Here is a 15,490-nt window from a genome sequence, read left to right on the forward strand (position 1 = left end):
CGCCGATGAAAAAGACCATCAACTTCATGGGCGTACGCAATATCGCGTTCGCCATCACCGCGCTCCTGACCGTTCTGGCGCTGTTCAGCTGGTTCTACAAGGGGCTCAACTTCGGCCTGGATTTCACCGGCGGTACCCTGATCGAGCTGCGCTACGAGCAGCCGGCTGATCTCGGCAAGATCCGTCAGCAACTGCAGGGCGCCGGCTTCGAAGAGGCGGTGGTGCAGAGCTTCGGCGCCACCACCGATGTGCTGGTGCGGATGCCGGGTGACAACCCGCAGCTGGGCCAGCAGGTGACCGGCGCGCTGCAGAAGGCGAGCACCGAGCGCTTCTCCCTGACCCGTACCGAGTTCGTCGGTCCGCAGGTGGGCGAGGAGCTGCGTGACCAGGGTGGCCTGGGCATGCTGCTGGCCCTGGGCAGCGTCCTGGTCTACGTGGCCTTCCGCTTCCAGTGGAAGTTCGCCGTGGGCGCCATCCTTTCGCTGGTGCACGACGTGGTGGTGACCCTGGGTCTGCTGTCGTTCTTCCAGATCACCTTCGACCTGACGGTGCTGGCGGCGGTCCTGGCCATCATCGGCTACTCGCTCAACGACACCATCGTGGTGTTCGACCGGGTGCGGGAAAACTTCCGGGTGCTGCGCAAGGCCAATCTGATCGAGAACATCAACGTCTCGACCACCCAGACCCTGCTGCGTACCCTGGCGACCTCGATCTCGACCCTGCTGGCCGTGGCGGCGCTGCTGTTCTTTGGCGGCGACAACCTGTTCGGCTTCTCGCTGGCGCTGTTCATCGGCGTGCTGGCCGGTACCTACTCGTCGATCTATATCGCCAACGTGGTGCTGATCTGGCTGGACCTGAAGAGCGAAGACCTGATCCCGCCGCAAGCCAAGGAACTCGACGAGCGTCCCTGATGTCCCAGGCATGGCAAAGGGCCAGGTGCCCGCTATGACAGAGTAGTCAGGAGGTTGTAGTGAACAAGTCGATGCTCGTAGGTACGGTTCTGGGAGCCATCGTCGCCACCGCAGGTGGCGCCGTGGCGTACAGTTTCGTCGACCGCGGGCCTCAGTATGCCGAGGTCGTAGCCGTCCAGCCGGTCAAGGAAACGGTCAAGACTCCGCGCGAGGTCTGCAAGGAGGTCGCGGTGACTCACCGTCGGCCGGTTCAGGACCAACACCAGATCGCCGGAACCGCCGTAGGCGCGGTCGTCGGCGGCCTGCTGGGCAACCAGGTCGGCAACGGCAGCGGCAAGACCCTGGCGACTATCGCCGGTGCTGTTGGCGGTGGTTACGCCGGCAACAAGAGTCAGGAATACATGCAGAACCGCGACACCTACACTACCAGCCAGACCCGCTGCAGCACGGTCAACGACAGCAAGGACCAGGTGGTCGGCTACGACGTCAAGTACCTGCTGGATGGCAAGATCGGCCAGGTCCGCATGGACCACGAGCCGGGCAAGCAGCTGGAAGTGAAGAACGGCCAGGTGCTGGCCAGCCAGTGATCCGCGCTAGCGGCTGAAGTCCCCAGGGCTTCAACCAGCAAAAAACCCGCTACCAGGCAACTGGTAGCGGGTTTTTTGTTGGCGCTTGCGCGGCGATTCGAGAGGGCTGTCGCTCCGGCCGGGCGCGCAGGGCGCCTGGCCGGTGCCATCACTCAGACGGCGGGGCGGGGGGTTTCTGCTTTGGGCCGAAGCCACCGCCGGGCGGAGATCCACGCCGGCGCCTCGAACAGACCGTTGATGCCGCGGGCTTCCAGCAGCTTGGCGATGGCTACCGGCACCAGGATGCCGAAGGCGCAGCCGGCGACGATATGCAGTAGGCCGTCGTTGATATGCAGGCCCTTGCTCAGGATGATGCGAGCGCCGCTGCCGCTCAGCACGTGCATCACGTAGATCGGCATGGACAGCGCGCCCAGGGTGAGTACCCATTGCAGCGGCCGCTGCGCCAGCACCATGCAGGTGGCGCTGACGAAGACGATGCCGTTCAGCGCCAGGACCAAGGTGGCCAGGCCGCGATCGGTGTAGACCAGGCCCAGCAGGCCGTGGAACCAGTATTCGAGCACCACGAACAGCAGACCCGAACCCAGCATCACGCGGCCGGCCTGTTCCTCGATGGCCTGCTTGAAGTTGTTGAACCAGACACCGAAGGCGAAGAACACGAAGTTCTGCGCGGTGAAGGTGAAGAAGAAGTCTTCCGGGCCGGCGTTCTGGAACAGATAGACCAGGGCGCCAAAGGCGAACACGGCAAAGAAGGCCAGCGGCTTGGCCCAGCGATAGGCGAGCATGGCCAGGCAGAACACCAGGAACAGCGCATAGAGGAACCAGAACTGCTGGCGTGGTTCCCAGACCGTCAGGACTTCGCTGAAGCTCACACCGCCATTGGTGTAGCGCGACATCAGCGCTTCCACCGAACCCTGCAGCAGCGACCACACCAGGAAGGGATAGACGATGGTGTCGATCTTGTTCACCAGCAGGCCGCCGGTGCCGCGCTTGACGAAGGAATTGTAGAAGAACAGGCCGGACAGGAAGAAGAACAGCGGCATGTGGAAGCTGTAGATGACGCTGTCCACCAGGCCGTGGAATTCGGCGTCCTGCAGGATGCCGGCGTTGAGCAGGCCGCGGACGACATGGCCATAGACGACCAGCACGATGCCTATGGCTTTCGCATAGTCGACCCAGAGATTGCGAGTGTTCATTGAATGATCCTTTTCAAAAGAGAACCTGTGCAGCTGAGGCCAAAGCACTGGGGCAAACGAAAGCAGGGACGCTGCGGCGCCAGGGCGCGCGTGGCGACAGGTTCGGTCATGGTAGGACTCCCGAAGGAACGACGTCCGTAAGTAGCCGGTTACAGGAAGGGGCTCCTTGCCCGCGTTCTGACCGTGGCTATCTGCCATTGTTCATGGCCTGTTTCCGGCGATGCGTGACCGGGACGACACTTTGGCCGCCCGAGGGGCAATTGTCCGACGAGCTGTAACCGGATGTTTAGAGGGAATCTTTGACGAACTGCAGCTGCTTCTCCTTGAGCAGAGGCTCGTAGCGCGGCGAGGTATAGATCAGCAGGACCTGCTTCTTGCGCGCCGCCTGGGCGCTGAACTTGTAGACGACAGTGTCGTGATCGAAGGCCAGATAGGCCTGGGCGTTGTCGTCCTGGTTCAGACGCTCGAAGGCGGCGGCCGACGACTGGGAGGAGGGTTTGCCGTACTTCTGGGTGAGGCCTTCGGCAATCAGAAAGGACTGCGCCAGGGGCGTGACGATGGACAGGCGCAGGAAGCGGCCATCGATGAAGAAGGCGCCGGCCTCGACCTTTTCACCGGCGAAGCCGAGGTCAGTGCATTCGAAATACTCGACGCCGACCACATCGATCTTGCGCGGCTGGAAGGTGCAGAGCTTTTTCGCCAGAAAGGCCTTCTGGTCGGTGCCGAAGGCAATGCCGGCGTAGCCGTCCACGGCCCTGGCCGGCGCGGGGGCGAGCACCAGCAGCGCCAACAGGGGCGCAAGAAGAGGCGACAGGTAGGACCTGACGGTCATGGTGATCTGGATTCCCTTCACGAAGGCCCGCAGGCCCACTCAACCCGACGGATGCTAAGAGCTCCGCCGGGGCTTTGCCACCGCTGTCGACGGCTTTTGTCGAGGGGTTCAGGGTTGGCGTCAGGCGATGCCGGGCGGAATCTGATCCTTGCCGTAATCCTTGAGCTTTTCCAGATTTTCCGGCTTCTGGTGCTCGGGGACGTCGTCGCCGTCGGCGGGGGTGTCCAGGGGGTCCTGATCGCGGGTGTCTTCGCTCATGGCAGCGCTCTCGGCAGGGGATGTCCGACTTTGAGGGGAGCGCCGCCCCGGCGGTTCCGCAGGATCATCCGCCGCCGTCGTCGCTGAGCCAGCCTTCGCGGCGGGCCAGGCGCCAGGCGAGCAGCGCGGAGATCAGGCCACGCAGCGCCATGAAAGCGAGAAAGGCCAGCCACAGGCCGTGATTGCCGAGGCCGCGCAGCAGGCCGCCAAGCGGCAGCGCCAGCAGCAGGGCCAGCAGCATCGAGTTGCGCATCTCCCGGGCACGAGTGGCGCCGATGAAGAGGCCGTCCAGCAGGTAGCTGATCATGGCGATCAGCGGCAGCACGGCCAGATAGGGCAGGTAGGCGTGGGCCGCCTGGCGCACCTCGGCGATGTCGCTCTGCAGGGCGACGAACAGATCGCCGCCGAGGGCGAAAGCCAGGGCGAAGCCGAGGCTGGCCAGCAGCGACCAGCCGCCGGCGATCACCAGCACCCGGCGCAGAGTGGCGCCTTCGCGGGCGCCGAGGGCATGACCGGCCAGGGCCTCCACCGCATGGGCGAGGCCGTCGAGGGCGAAGGCGGTGACCAGCAGGCCATTGAGCAGCAGGGCGTTGACCGCCACCGTGGTCTCGCCCAGCTGGGCGCCCTGGGCGGCGAACAGCAGGAATACCGCCTGCAGCGCCAGGGAGCGGATGAAGATGTCGCGATTGACCGCCAGCAGCGGCCGCCAGCTGGCGAGGCGACGCAGCGCCGGACGGTCTATCCGGCCGGGCCACAGCCGCAGACGGCGCAGCACCAGCCAGAGGCCGAGCAGCATGCCGCTCCATTCCGCCAGGACCGAAGCCAGCGCGATGCCCTCTACCCCGGCGCCGAGGCCGAGCACGAAGCCGGTCACCAGCAGCAGATTCAGGGCATTGGTGGTGAGCAGCAGCACCAGCGGCGTGCGCGCATCCTGGGTGCCGAGCAGCCAGCCGATCACCGCGTAGCTGAGCAGCGCGGCAGGCAGGCCGAGCAGGCGCAGGTGCAGGAAGCGCGCGGCCAGGTCGGCGAAGGCGGGATCCATGCCGAGCCAGCCGAGCAGCGGTTCCAGCGCCAGGCTGGCGGCCAGCAGCAGGAGCAGCGACAGGCCCACTCCCAGCAGCCCGGCCTGCAGGAGGATCTGGCGCAGGGCGGCGCCGTCGCGCCGCCCGCTGGCCTGGGCGGCGAAACCGGTGGTGCCCATGCGCAGGAAGCCGAGGATGCCGAGCAGGGCGGTGTAGAAGGCGCCGCCCATGGCCACCGCGGCGAGCTGGCGGGCTTCGGGCAGATGGCCGGCGATGGCGCTGTCGACCAGGGTCACCAGCGGCACGCTGAGATTGGACAGGATCATCGGCGCGGCCAGGGCCCAGACGCGACGGTGCAGCAGGGGATGACGCCAGTCGGCAAGCAGGGTGGACATGGGCTAATCGCAGCGGCGGCGGAGGGCGCATTGTAGGCCAGCCGGACCGGGTGGTCCTCCGCTGCCGCGCCTGCGGGTGTCAGTCCAGTTGCCCGCCACCTTCGCGCAGATCCGCCTGGGTGGTCGCCGCGCAGGTCAGCGCCAGGCGTAGGCCGGCGACCAGGGTCTCCAGGGCCATGGACGGCGCCCCGGGCTGGTGTGCGGCCTGGGCCGGCAGGTAGGGGATGTGGATGAAGCCACCGCGTACCCCGCTGCCCTGCAGGCGATGCTGCAGGCCGTAAAAGACGTGGTTGCAGACGAAGGTGCCGGCGGTCTGGGACACCGCTGCGGGGATGCCGGCGTCGCGCAGGACCCGGGTCATGGCCTTGATCGGCAGGGTGCTGAAGTAGGCCGCGGGGCTGCCGGCCACCACCGGCTCGTCGATCGGCTGGCGCCCGGCATTGTCGGGGATGCGGGCATCGTCGACGTTGATGGCGATGCGTTCCAGCGACAGCTCGGCCCGCCCGCCGGCCTGGCCGACCGCCACCACCAGGGTCGGCCGATGGCGGTCGAGCAGCTCATCCAGCACCCTGAGCGCCGCGCCGAATGCGGTCGGCAGCTGCGCCGCGACCACCGGTAGATCACCGAGACGTTCGCCATCCAGGCGGCGCACGGCTTCCCAGGAGGGGTTGAGGGCCTCGCCGCCAAAGGGGGCGAAACCGGTGAGCAACAGGGTCATGGGATACCTCACATCAGCAGATAGAGCAGCACCACGTTGCAGGCCAGCACCGCCAGGGCGGTGGGGACCTGGGCCTTGATCACGGCGTTCTTGTCGTCCAGTTCCAGCAGGGCCGCCGGGACGATGTTGAAGTTGGCCGCCATGGGCGTCATCAGGGTGCCGCAGTAGCCGGAGAACATGCCGATGGCGGCCATCACCGCCGGATCAGCGTGGTAGACGCCCACCAGCACCGGCACGCCGATGCCGCCGGTCATCACCGGGAAGGCGGCGAAGCCGTTGCCCATGATGACGGTGAAGGCGGCCATGCCCACCACATAGACCACCACCGCCACCAGGCGCAGATCGAGGGCCACGTAGGCGGTGGCCAGGTGCGCCACCGCCTTGCCGACGCCGGCGTCGGTGAAGACCAGGCCGAGCATGGCCAGGGCCTGGGGCAGCACCAGCGACCAGCCCAGGGCATCGGTCAGGCGGCGCGACTCGCGCATCGCCTGGATCGGGGTGTCACGGGTTAGCCAGCAGGCCAGCGCCAGGGCCACCAGGGCGCCCAGGCCGAGGGAGACGAAGGTGACGTTCTTGGGATCGAGCAGTGGCAGGCCGGCAATCTGCACGTCCTTGAGCAGCACGCTGCCGATCACCGTCACCACCGGAATGGCCAGGGCCGGAATGAACAGGCGATTGCCCAGGCGGCCGGCGCTGGCACGGGTCTCGCGTTCGGGGCGCGTCACGTGGTGACCACTGCCCACTGCGCCACAACCGGCCAGCACCGCCATCAGCAGCACCCCGGCGCCCACCCAGGCCGGCGGCAGGCGATCGCCGATGAGGAAGACCAGGCTGAACAGGCTCCAGAACAGGCCGCTGGTCCAGCGCTTGGGATGCTGACGATCGGCCAGGGTCATGACCGCGGTCAGCGCCAGGATGGCGCCGGCCAGCCAGAACAGATACTGGATCGACAGGATCATGGCTGCACCTCCTTGCGCGCGGTCAGCTCGCGGTAGAGCTGGCGATCGAAGCGGTGCAGGCGCAGGGCATGGATGAAGAAAGCGCAGAGCGCCGTGGGAATGCCCCAGAGGGCAATGTGCAGGGGTTCGACATCGAGTCCGGCGCCGAGCAGGAAGGTGTGCATCAGGGCGATGGCGCCAAAGGCGACGAAGATGTCCTCGCCAAAGAACAGCCCGACGTTGTCGGTGGCGGCGCAAAAGGCCAGCAGCCGCTGGCGCAGGGCCTCGGGCAGACGGCCGTGGATCTTTTCGGCGGTGCCTTCGGCCATGGGCGCCAGCAGCGGCCGCACCATCTGCGGATGGCCGCCGAGGCTGGTCAGCCCCAGGGCCGCGGTGGTCTCGCGGACGAAGAGATAGAAGATCAGCAGGCGGCCGACGGTGGCGTTGCGAAAGCGCGCGATCCAGTTCTGCGCATGCAGGCGCAGGCCGTGGCGTTCGAGCAGGCCGATCACCGCCAGCGGCAGCAGGATGATCAGCGGCAGGGCGCGCGCCTTGATGAAGCCGGTGCCGATGGCGGCGAGCAGCGCCTCGGGGCTGAACTGGGCGGCGATCCCGGTGGCCACGGCGGCCAGGGCGACCACCAGCAGCGGATTGAATCTCAGCACGAAGCCGACCACGATGACCAGCACGCCCAGCAGCGGCCAGAGGTTGAGGGTGGTTTGCATGGGTGGATGTCTCCAGCGGGTCCACCGCGCTCCGGGCAGACGGTGCGGCGGACGGTAGGAAGCCGCGGACGGCTTCGGCTGATCCAGGCAGTGCCCCTGGCACGGCTCGTTATTGTTGTCAGGCGTCATGTGGCATAACGCCGGCTGGCATCTTTCGCCGCCGGTGGAGGTGGCGTCCAGCAAATAAAACTGTTCGCCGCCGATAGGGAAAAGCGGGGCAGACAAGGCTGCTGGTGGGGGTAAAGTGGCGGGATAGCCTTGTCGAGGTCCCCATGAATCTGCGCTTTCTTGATACCTTCGTCTGGGTCGCCCGGCTCGGCAGTTTTCGCCTGACGGCGGAAAAGCTGTCCACCACCCAGGCTGCCATCTCCAGTCGCATCGCTGTGCTGGAGAGCGAACTGGGCGTGCAGCTGTTCCTGCGCGATTCCCGCGGCGTGAGCCTGACCGCCGAGGGTCATCGGGTACTGGGCTACGCCGAGCGGATGCTGGCCACCCAGCGCGAGCTGCACGAGGCCCTGGGCCATGGCCAGACCCTGGAGGGCCGCCTGCGCATCGGCGTGATGGATACGGTGATCCACAGCTGGCTGGATCAGCTGATCGCCGCGGTCACCCAGAGCTATCCCGCCATCGAGCTGGAGCTGACCGCGGACACGGCGCTGAATCTGGCCGAGCAACTGGCGCGGGGGCAGCTCGACCTGATCTTCCAAACCGATCTGCTGCGCGCCGAGGGCATCCGCAATCTGCACCTGGCCAGCTACCCGGTGCGCTGGCTGGTGGCCAGCGACAGTCATCTGGCGCGACCCTACGCCAATCTGGCCGAACTGGCTGGCGAGCGCCTGATCACCTTTTCCCGCCATTCGCGACCGCACCAGGACATCCTCGGCCTCTTACAGCGCGAGGGCATCGCCGAACCACGGGTCTGCTGCATCAATTCGGTGGCGGCCATCATCAAACTGATGGGCGAGGGCTTCGGCATCGGCGCCCTGCCGCCGGCCCTGGTGATCGAGGAATTGGCCCGTGGCAGCCTGATGCCCTTGCCACTGGCCGGGCCGCCGCCCTTCGATGTCCAGGCCAGTTGGCATGGCGGCGCTGGCCTGGCGCTGAGCGAGGCGGTGGTGGCCCTGAGCCAGACGGTGGTGGCCGACTGGTGTACGCGGCTGGGCCCGGAGCGCGCCTTGCCGGTGCTGGTCTAGCCCGGGTGTTTCAACGGCTTCTTATCGCCAGCGCCCGGAATCTTTTGTTGGACAGCGGCGCCCCGGCTTTCCGACACTCCAGCTACTTCCTCAGAGGATCCTGTCATGTCCGCTCGCCTGCTGCTCAATTGCGATTCCGGTGAAAGCTACGGTGCCTGGTCCATGGGCGACGACGCCCATGCCATTCCCCTGGTCGACCAGGCCAACCTGGCCTGCGGCTTCCACGCCGCCGATCCCCTGACCATGCAGCGCGCCGTGACCCTGGCGGTGGCCAATGACGTGCAGATCGGCGCCCATCCGGCCTACCCCGACCTGGTGGGTTTCGGTCGGCGGCCCATGGCCTGCACCCCGGCCGAGGTGGAAGCCATGATTCTCTACCAGATCGGCGCTCTGGACGCCTTCTGCCGCGCCGCAGGCGTGCGCGTCGAGTACGTGAAGCCCCATGGCGCCCTCTACAACGCCCTGGTCAAGGATGATGCCCTGCTCACCGCCGCGCTCGCTGCCTGCGCCCGCTATCGCCAGGGGCTGCCGCTGATGGTGCTGGCCAAGGCCGACAATGACCGCGAGCGCCGACTGGCCGAGGCCGCCGGGGTGCCGTTGCTGCTGGAAGCCTTCGCCGATCGCGCCTATCTGGCCGACGGTTCCCTGGCGCCGCGTGGCCAGGTTGGCGCCGTTCACCATGACCCCGAGCGCATCCTGGCCCAGGCCGTCGCCATCGCCCGGGGCGAAGACTTTCCCGGCTTCGATGGCCAGCCCATGCGGCTGCAGGCCGACAGCCTCTGCGTGCATGGCGATAATGCCGAATCCCTGGCAGTGCTGCGCCGGCTGCGCGCCGCACTGGATGCCCTATGATCGTCGGCAAACCCTTCGGCGTCGCGGCGCTGCTGCTCGAGCTGGCCGAGCATCCCGACGCCGAGCTGCCCCCGCGTATCGCCCGCCTGGGCGAACGGATTCGCCAGCGCTTCGGCCTGGCGGTGACCGATCTGGTGGCGGGCTGGACCAGCCTGCTGGTGCACTACGATCCCCTGCAACTGACCCTGGTCGAGCTGCAGGCCGGCCTCGACCCCCTGCTGGCCGACTGGCCGGGCGCCGCGCAGGCGGGCGAGGACGGGCGCCTGCACGAGGTGCCGACGCTCTATGCCGGACCCGATCTGACCGAGGTGGCCGAGCGCTGTGGCCTGAGCGCGGCCGAGGTCATTGGCCTCCACAGTGGGCGTGACTATCAGGTGGGCGCCATCGGCTTCATGCCGGGCTTCGCCTTTCTCGGCGAGCTGAACGAGCGCCTGGCGCTGCCTCGGCGCAGCACGCCGCGTACCAGCGTGCCCGCCGGCAGTCTGGCCATCGCCGAGCGCCAGACAGCGGTCTATCCGCAGGCCTCGCCGGGCGGCTGGAATCTCATCGGCCGCTGCCTGTGGACGGTCTTCGATGCCCAGGCCGAACCGCCGTGCCTGCTGGCGCCCGGGGATCGGGTGCGCTTCGTCCCGGTGGACGAAGCCGCCTTTCGCGCCCAGGGAGGTCAGCCATGAGCGGTCTCAAGGTCATCAAGTCCGGTCCCCTGACCCTGTTGCAGGATCTGGGGCGCCAGGGCTGGCAACACCTGGGCGTGGCGCCCTCGGGGCCCATGGACGGCCATGCCGCGCGCTGGGCCAATCGGCTGGTGGGCAATCCGGTAACGGCGCCGCTGCTGGAGATCGCCCTGGGCGGTGCCGAATTCGAAAGCGAGACCGACACCTGGCTGGCGCTGACCGGTGCGCCGCTGGACGCCCGGCTGGATGGCGAGCCGCTGCCGGCCTGGTCGTGCTTTCCGGTACAGGCCGGCACGCGACTGCGCCTGGGCTTCGCCCAGGCCGGACAGCGCGCCTACCTGGCCGCCGCCGGTGGCGGTTTCCAGGCGCCGGCGACCCTGGGCAGCGTGGCCAGCAATCGCCGCGAAGGCCTGGGCGGGCTGGAGGGCAGGGGCGCGCCGCTCGCGGCCGGTCAGCGGCTGACCTGTGCGGCGGTGAGCGCGCTGCATAGCCACGGCTGCGGTCCGGCTGCGCGCTTCGTGCCGGACTATCGCCAGGTGCCGACGTTGAGGGTGATCCTTGGCGGCGACGCCGAGGCCTTCGGACCGGCGCAGCAGCAGGCGCTGTTCACGCAACCCTGGCGGATCAGTCCGCAATCCGATCGCATGGGTATCCGCCTGGCTGGCGACGTACCCCTGGCGCCGCCCCGCCGCCAGTGGTCGCTGGGGGTGGTGACCGGTGCCATCCAGGTACCGCCCGACGGCCAGCCCATCGTGCTCATGGCCGATCGCCAGACCATGGGCGGCTATCCGCTGCTGGGCTTCATCCATCCACTGGATCTGGCGCGCCTGGCCCAGTGCCCGGCCCATCACGAGGTTCGCTTCGCCCCGGTGGAACTGGCCGTGGCCCAGGCCGAGTGGCGGCGTTTCCTGGCCTTCTTCGGGGGTTGAACACGCAGTCGGTCACGGCCGAGGAATCTTGTCCGCTTCGATGAGTCGCACGCTCAGGGGCGACGCCGACTTCCCTTTCTCGGCGTCTGGCTTGAAACTTGCCTCATACGTCCCCCTGTGACGACCGACAAGAAGGAGCTGGAACCGGCGATGAAAACTCCCAAACGCATCGAGCCGTTGATCGAGGACGGCTTGGTCGATGAGGTGATACGGCCCCTGATGAGTGGCAAGGAGGCGGCGGTCTACGTGGTGCGCTGCGGCAGCCAGGTGCGCTGCGCCAAGGTCTACAAGGAGGCCGACAAGCGCAGCTTCCGCCAGGCCGCCGAGTACCAGGAGGGGCGCAAGGTGCGTGGTAGTCGGGAAAACCGCGCCATGGCCAAGGGCTCCAAGTTCGGTCGGCGCGAGCGCGAGGACAACTGGCAGAACGCCGAGGTGACGGCGCTCTATCGCCTGGCCGACGCCGGGGTACGGGTACCCAAGCCCCACGACTTCCTCGACGGTGTGCTGCTGATGGACCTGGTCACCGACGGCAATGGCGAGGCCGCGCCGCGACTCAACGACGTGACCCTCACCGCCGAGGAAGCACTGCGCTATCACGAGCTGATGATCGGCCAGATCGTGCGCATGCTCTGCGCCGGACTGGTCCACGGCGACCTTTCCGAATTCAACGTGCTGCTGGCCGAGGACGGCCCGGTCATCATCGACCTGCCCCAGGCGGTGGACGCGGCCGGCAACAACCACGCCTTCCGCCTGCTGGCGCGGGATGTGGAGAACATGGCGCTCTACTTCGGCCGCTTCGCGCCTGAGTTGCGCACGACCCGCTATGCGCCGGAGATGTGGGCGCTGTTCGAGAAGGGCGAGTTGTTCGCCAATACCCGCCTGACCGGCGAGTTCGCCGAGCGCGAAGACCAGGCCGATGTCCATGCGGTGATGCGCGAGATCGAGGCGGCGCGGCGTGACGAGGAACGACGGCAGGCGGCGCGTCGCGAACAGGATGAGCCCAGCGTGCGCGAAGAGCCGCCGCCGCCCTGGCTAAGCTGATCGTGAAGCAGAACGATTAGCGCTGCGATGAGACGAACGGCCCCAGTGGTCGGGCGATGAACGGCGTCCTCTGGGCGCCAGCGCGCTAAACTGGGCACTGAACAGCACAGGACTCTTTTCATGCAAGGCCATCCGGACGTCATCAACTACCTCAACCAGCTGCTGCGCGGCGAGCTGGCGGCGCGCGACCAGTACTTCATCCATTCGCGGATGTACGAGGACTGGGGCCTGATGCGCCTGTACGAGCGGATCGGCCACGAGATGGAAGAGGAAACCCAGCATGCCGATGCGCTGCTGCGCCGCATCCTGTTCCTCGAAGGCACGCCGGACATGCGTCCCAATGCCATCACTGTCGGCCAGACCGTACCGGAAATGCTGCGCGCCGACCTGGCGCTGGAATACGAGGTACGGGAAGCCCTGGCCCAGGGCGTGGCCCTGTGCAACCAGCACAAGGACTTCGTCACCCGCGAGATCCTGGTGGTGCAGCTGGAAGACACCGAGGAAGATCATGCCTACTGGCTGGAGCAGCAGCTGGGCCTGATCGACAAGATCGGCCTGCAGAACTACCTGCAATCGCAGATGAAGGGCGGCACCACGCCCCATGGTGCCGGCCTCTAGCATCGGCTGAGCGGCGCCGCCAGGCGTCGCTCAGGACGTGCGGGCGTCGCCCTCCGGCGCTCGCGGCAGATAGAGCGAGATGCAGGTCCCCACGCCAGGCGTGGTATCGACCTGGATCTGGCCACCCGACTGGTGCACGAAGCCATGCACCATGGACAAGCCCAATCCGGTGCCTTGACCCGGTGGCTTGGTGGTAAAGAAGGGATCGAAGATCCGTTCCAGGATCTCCGGCGCGATGCCGCTACCGGTGTCGCTTACCTTGACCCGCACATAGTCTCCGGCAGGCAGATCGTCCGGTCGCCCAGGCGCGTCCTCGGGCAGATTGGCCGTGGACAACCGCAGCTGTCCTCCCTGGGGCATGGCATCCCGGGCATTGATCGCCAGGTTGAGCAGGGCGCTTTCCAGTTGCACCGCATCGATCACCGTGGACCACAGCGGTTCCGCCGGTTCGGCCTGGACGTCGATCGCCGGGCCGACGCTGCGGCGGATCAATTCCTCCATGGCCAGCATCAGCTCGTTGACGTCGGTGGGCTTGGGTTCCAGGGTCTGCCGCCGGGAAAAGGCCAGCAGCCGCTGGGTCAGGGAGGCGGCGCGTGCGGCATAGGCCTGGGCGCCACCGAGCAGCCGGTCGAGCTGGTCGGTACGCTGCTGCTGCAGACGGCGCTCGATCAGTTCCAGGCTGCCGATGATGCCGGCCAGCAGGTTGTTGAAGTCATGGGCGATGCCACCGGTCAACTGGCCGATGGCTTCCATCTTCTGCGCCTGATGCAGCGCCTGCTGCGCCTGGGTAAGCTCGGCGGTGCGCTCGATGACGCGCTGTTCGAGGGTCTCGTTGGCGGTACGCACCGCCTGGAACAACTGGGCCTGCTCGATGGCGATGGCCGCGCGAGCGGCCAGGGCCGCCATCAGTCGTTCGTGGCGGAGGCTGAAACGCCCTGGTTCGGGATGGCCGAAGAAGAGTCCACCCAGCACCGTCCCGTCACGGGCCACCACGGCGACGGCCAGATAGCTGCGCACCGGCGGGTGTCCGGGCGGCAGGCCCTGGTGCGGTGCGGACTGGCCATAGCGCGGATCGGTAGCCACATCGTCGGCTCGCACCACGCCCGCGTTCTCCAGGGTGGGGGCGAACATGGCCGTGGCGCCGGGCTCACCAAGGCACTCGAAATCGACGCGCTCGGCACCGGATAGGGTGAAGAGCCGCAGGCCGCCGCCATCGTCGGTGACCTGATGACTGAAATAGGCGCCGAAGCGGGCGCCCGTCAATTCCACCCCGGCATCGGTCACGGTCTGCACCAGATGCGCCAGATCCAGCTCGCTGGCCAGTTCCGTGTCGATGCGCTTGAGGGCTTCCAGGGTGCGGGTTTCCTCGCGCAACTCGGCTTCGGCCTGCTTGCGGTCGCTGATGTCGACCAGGAATTCGAAGGCGCTGCCATCGGGCAGGCGCTTGGCGGCCACGAGAGCCCAGCCGGTCGAGTCGTCGCGGCGTCGATAGCAACGCTCCTCGGGCGGCGCCTGGGCGTCGGCGCGTGGCAGTCTCGGTGCCGGCCAGACGATGCGCCCGGCGGCCAGATCCGCGCGGTCATGGCCGCTCATGCGCAGGAAGGCGTCATTGGCATCGATCAGCCGCCCCTCGGCATCGAAGCAGAGGGCGCCCACCGTCTCGATTTCCAGGGCGGTGCGAAAGCGTCGTTCGCTGGCTTCCAGGGCAGCCCGGGCCAGATGGGCCTCGGTGACATCCTGCCCCTGGCAGAAGATGCCGATCACCTGGCCGGTTTCATCAGTCAGGGGTTCGTAGATGAAATCCAGATACAGGGTGCGGACCGGTTCGCCCACGGTCTCCAGGCGCAGGGGCTGGTGCTCGGCGACAAAGCGGCGACCGCTGCGATAGACCTGTTCGAGCCACTCGAGGTAGCCCTGACTCTGCAATTCGGGAAAGACTTCGCGCACCGTGAGGCCTTCACGGGGCCGGCCATCGAACAGGCGGCTGTAGGCGACATTGACGAAGTCGAAGACGTGGTCCGGCCCGCGCACGATGGCGACGAAGCCGGGCGCCTGCTCGAACATCCGCCGCTGGCGCGCGGCCTCGGCGGCGCGCCGGCGCTCGTCGAGGATGCGCTGGGTGGTCTCGTGGCCCTGGTTGAAGATCCCGGCGATCTCGCCGCCCTCACCGCGAATCGGCGTGAAGCTGTAGTTCCAGTAGGTCTCGCTGGCCACGCCCTGGCGCACCATCGGCAGCAACTGGTCGAAGACCGAAAAGCCCTGGCCGCTGCTCAGGACCTGCTCGAACTGCGGTCCGACCACCGGCCAGATGTCCTGCCAGACCTCCTGGGCGGGACGTCCGAAGGCCCAGGGGTGACGTTCCGCGGGAATCGGTGCCCAGGCATCGTTGTAGAGCAGCAGCAGGTCGGGGCCCCAGTAGATGGCGGTGGGAAAGCTGGAATTCAGGCAGATGCTCAGTGCCGAGCGCAGCGATTGCGGCCACTGCGACGGCGGGCCCAGGGGCGAATCCGACCAGTCGTGGGTGCGCAAGCGGGCACCCATCTCGCCGCCGCCGGCGAGAAAGTCCAGTTCGTTCCAGTCGGCAATCTGCGCTGCCATCTATCG

16 protein-coding genes are annotated in these 15,490 nt (G+C 67.4%); 8 read left to right on the top strand and 8 right to left on the bottom strand.

Annotated elements, in window-relative coordinates; genetic code table 11:
• Positions 1 to 5 precede the first annotated feature (5 nt).
• Both secF and AABM56_RS05345 read left to right on the top strand, forming a co-directional pair.
• Positions 6 to 911 carry a protein translocase subunit SecF gene (gene secF / locus AABM56_RS05340; RefSeq protein ID WP_133863138.1) on the top strand — a complete coding sequence of 302 codons (906 nt, stop codon included), beginning with the start codon at positions 6 to 8 and terminating at the stop codon, positions 909 to 911.
• Positions 912 to 970: 59 nt separating this feature from the next.
• A complete protein-coding gene (locus AABM56_RS05345; RefSeq protein ID WP_347883889.1) occupies positions 971 to 1,498 on the top strand; it encodes a glycine zipper 2TM domain-containing protein in 528 nt (175 codons plus the stop codon).
• Positions 1,499 to 1,650: 152 nt separating this feature from the next.
• Here the strand turns inward: AABM56_RS05345 and AABM56_RS05350 are convergent, their stop codons facing one another.
• From AABM56_RS05350 to AABM56_RS05380, 7 genes are all read right to left on the bottom strand, one after another.
• Positions 1,651 to 2,691, bottom strand: coding sequence for an acyltransferase (locus AABM56_RS05350; RefSeq protein WP_133863140.1), 1,041 nt, complete (start codon positions 2,689 to 2,691; stop codon positions 1,651 to 1,653).
• 286 nt (positions 2,692 to 2,977) lie between these two features.
• Positions 2,978 to 3,523 carry a hypothetical protein gene (locus tag AABM56_RS05355; protein ID WP_263259682.1) on the bottom strand — a complete coding sequence of 182 codons (546 nt, stop codon included), beginning with the start codon at positions 3,521 to 3,523 and terminating at the stop codon, positions 2,978 to 2,980.
• Between the two features lie 120 nt (positions 3,524 to 3,643).
• Positions 3,644 to 3,781 carry a hypothetical protein gene (locus AABM56_RS05360; protein ID WP_166655952.1) on the bottom strand — a complete coding sequence of 46 codons (138 nt, stop codon included), beginning with the start codon at positions 3,779 to 3,781 and terminating at the stop codon, positions 3,644 to 3,646.
• 64 nt (positions 3,782 to 3,845) lie between these two features.
• Entirely contained in the window at positions 3,846 to 5,198 is a 1,353-nt protein-coding gene (locus tag AABM56_RS05365) for an MATE family efflux transporter (RefSeq protein WP_263259683.1), read from the bottom strand.
• 79 nt (positions 5,199 to 5,277) lie between these two features.
• Positions 5,278 to 5,916 (bottom strand): pyroglutamyl-peptidase I, encoded by a 639-nt coding sequence (pcp, locus tag AABM56_RS05370; protein ID WP_347883890.1) that lies wholly within the window; start codon positions 5,914 to 5,916, stop codon positions 5,278 to 5,280.
• An 8-nt stretch (positions 5,917 to 5,924) separates the two neighbouring features.
• A complete protein-coding gene (locus AABM56_RS05375) occupies positions 5,925 to 6,875 on the bottom strand; it encodes a DUF979 domain-containing protein (protein ID WP_133863144.1) in 951 nt (316 codons plus the stop codon).
• The gene (locus AABM56_RS05380; protein WP_133863145.1) at positions 6,872 to 7,579 is read right to left on the bottom strand and encodes a DUF969 domain-containing protein; all 708 of its coding nucleotides are present in this window, start codon (positions 7,577 to 7,579) and stop codon (positions 6,872 to 6,874) included. Before AABM56_RS05380 ends, AABM56_RS05375 begins: the two co-directional genes overlap by 4 nt.
• Before the next feature lie 272 nt (positions 7,580 to 7,851).
• Here AABM56_RS05380 and AABM56_RS05385 point away from each other — a divergent pair, with 272 nt between their 5' ends.
• The 6 genes from AABM56_RS05385 (at position 7,852) to bfr (ending at position 12,886) form a co-directional block, all read left to right on the top strand.
• The gene (locus AABM56_RS05385; protein ID WP_017642534.1) at positions 7,852 to 8,772 is read left to right on the top strand and encodes a LysR family transcriptional regulator; all 921 of its coding nucleotides are present in this window, start codon (positions 7,852 to 7,854) and stop codon (positions 8,770 to 8,772) included.
• 105 nt (positions 8,773 to 8,877) lie between these two features.
• Positions 8,878 to 9,624: a 5-oxoprolinase subunit PxpA gene (locus AABM56_RS05390; RefSeq protein WP_133863146.1), complete on the top strand. Its 747-nt coding sequence runs from the start codon at positions 8,878 to 8,880 to the stop codon at positions 9,622 to 9,624.
• The gene (gene pxpB, locus AABM56_RS05395; protein WP_133863147.1) at positions 9,621 to 10,298 is read left to right on the top strand and encodes a 5-oxoprolinase subunit PxpB; all 678 of its coding nucleotides are present in this window, start codon (positions 9,621 to 9,623) and stop codon (positions 10,296 to 10,298) included. The genes AABM56_RS05390 and pxpB overlap by 4 nt, the downstream gene beginning before the upstream one ends.
• A complete protein-coding gene (locus AABM56_RS05400; protein WP_133863148.1) occupies positions 10,295 to 11,227 on the top strand; it encodes a biotin-dependent carboxyltransferase family protein in 933 nt (310 codons plus the stop codon). Before pxpB ends, AABM56_RS05400 begins: the two co-directional genes overlap by 4 nt.
• A 150-nt stretch (positions 11,228 to 11,377) precedes the next feature.
• The gene (locus AABM56_RS05405; protein WP_017642530.1) at positions 11,378 to 12,268 is read left to right on the top strand and encodes a PA4780 family RIO1-like protein kinase; all 891 of its coding nucleotides are present in this window, start codon (positions 11,378 to 11,380) and stop codon (positions 12,266 to 12,268) included.
• Positions 12,269 to 12,388: 120 nt separating this feature from the next.
• Positions 12,389 to 12,886: a bacterioferritin gene (gene bfr, locus AABM56_RS05410; protein ID WP_007159675.1), complete on the top strand. Its 498-nt coding sequence runs from the start codon at positions 12,389 to 12,391 to the stop codon at positions 12,884 to 12,886.
• Positions 12,887 to 12,916: 30 nt separating this feature from the next.
• On the opposite strand, the gene AABM56_RS05415 is transcribed toward bfr, so the two are convergent.
• Positions 12,917 to 15,484 carry an ATP-binding protein gene (locus AABM56_RS05415; RefSeq protein ID WP_133863149.1) on the bottom strand — a complete coding sequence of 856 codons (2,568 nt, stop codon included), beginning with the start codon at positions 15,482 to 15,484 and terminating at the stop codon, positions 12,917 to 12,919.
• Positions 15,485 to 15,490 lie beyond the last annotated feature (6 nt).

This window comes from Pseudomonas aestiva (genome assembly GCF_039908605.1).
Classification (GTDB): domain Bacteria; phylum Pseudomonadota; class Gammaproteobacteria; order Pseudomonadales; family Pseudomonadaceae; genus Chryseomonas; species Chryseomonas aestiva.

Coding starts and splice junctions, on each gene's coding strand:
- AABM56_RS05390 (WP_133863146.1), top strand. CDS start 8,878: ATGTCCGCTCGCCTGCTGCTCAATTGCGATTCCGGTGAAAGCTACGGT.
- AABM56_RS05365 (WP_263259683.1), bottom strand. CDS start 5,198: ATGTCCACCCTGCTTGCCGACTGGCGTCATCCCCTGCTGCACCGTCGC.
- AABM56_RS05415 (WP_133863149.1), bottom strand. CDS start 15,484: ATGGCAGCGCAGATTGCCGACTGGAACGAACTGGACTTTCTCGCCGGC.
- AABM56_RS05355 (WP_263259682.1), bottom strand. CDS start 3,523: ATGACCGTCAGGTCCTACCTGTCGCCTCTTCTTGCGCCCCTGTTGGCG.
- AABM56_RS05400 (WP_133863148.1), top strand. CDS start 10,295: ATGAGCGGTCTCAAGGTCATCAAGTCCGGTCCCCTGACCCTGTTGCAG.
- AABM56_RS05375 (WP_133863144.1), bottom strand. CDS start 6,875: ATGATCCTGTCGATCCAGTATCTGTTCTGGCTGGCCGGCGCCATCCTG.
- secF (WP_133863138.1), top strand. CDS start 6: ATGAAAAAGACCATCAACTTCATGGGCGTACGCAATATCGCGTTCGCC.
- bfr (WP_007159675.1), top strand. CDS start 12,389: ATGCAAGGCCATCCGGACGTCATCAACTACCTCAACCAGCTGCTGCGC.
- pcp (WP_347883890.1), bottom strand. CDS start 5,916: ATGACCCTGTTGCTCACCGGTTTCGCCCCCTTTGGCGGCGAGGCCCTC.
- pxpB (WP_133863147.1), top strand. CDS start 9,621: ATGATCGTCGGCAAACCCTTCGGCGTCGCGGCGCTGCTGCTCGAGCTG.
- AABM56_RS05385 (WP_017642534.1), top strand. CDS start 7,852: ATGAATCTGCGCTTTCTTGATACCTTCGTCTGGGTCGCCCGGCTCGGC.
- AABM56_RS05360 (WP_166655952.1), bottom strand. CDS start 3,781: ATGAGCGAAGACACCCGCGATCAGGACCCCCTGGACACCCCCGCCGAC.
- AABM56_RS05405 (WP_017642530.1), top strand. CDS start 11,378: ATGAAAACTCCCAAACGCATCGAGCCGTTGATCGAGGACGGCTTGGTC.
- AABM56_RS05380 (WP_133863145.1), bottom strand. CDS start 7,579: ATGCAAACCACCCTCAACCTCTGGCCGCTGCTGGGCGTGCTGGTCATC.
- AABM56_RS05350 (WP_133863140.1), bottom strand. CDS start 2,691: ATGAACACTCGCAATCTCTGGGTCGACTATGCGAAAGCCATAGGCATC.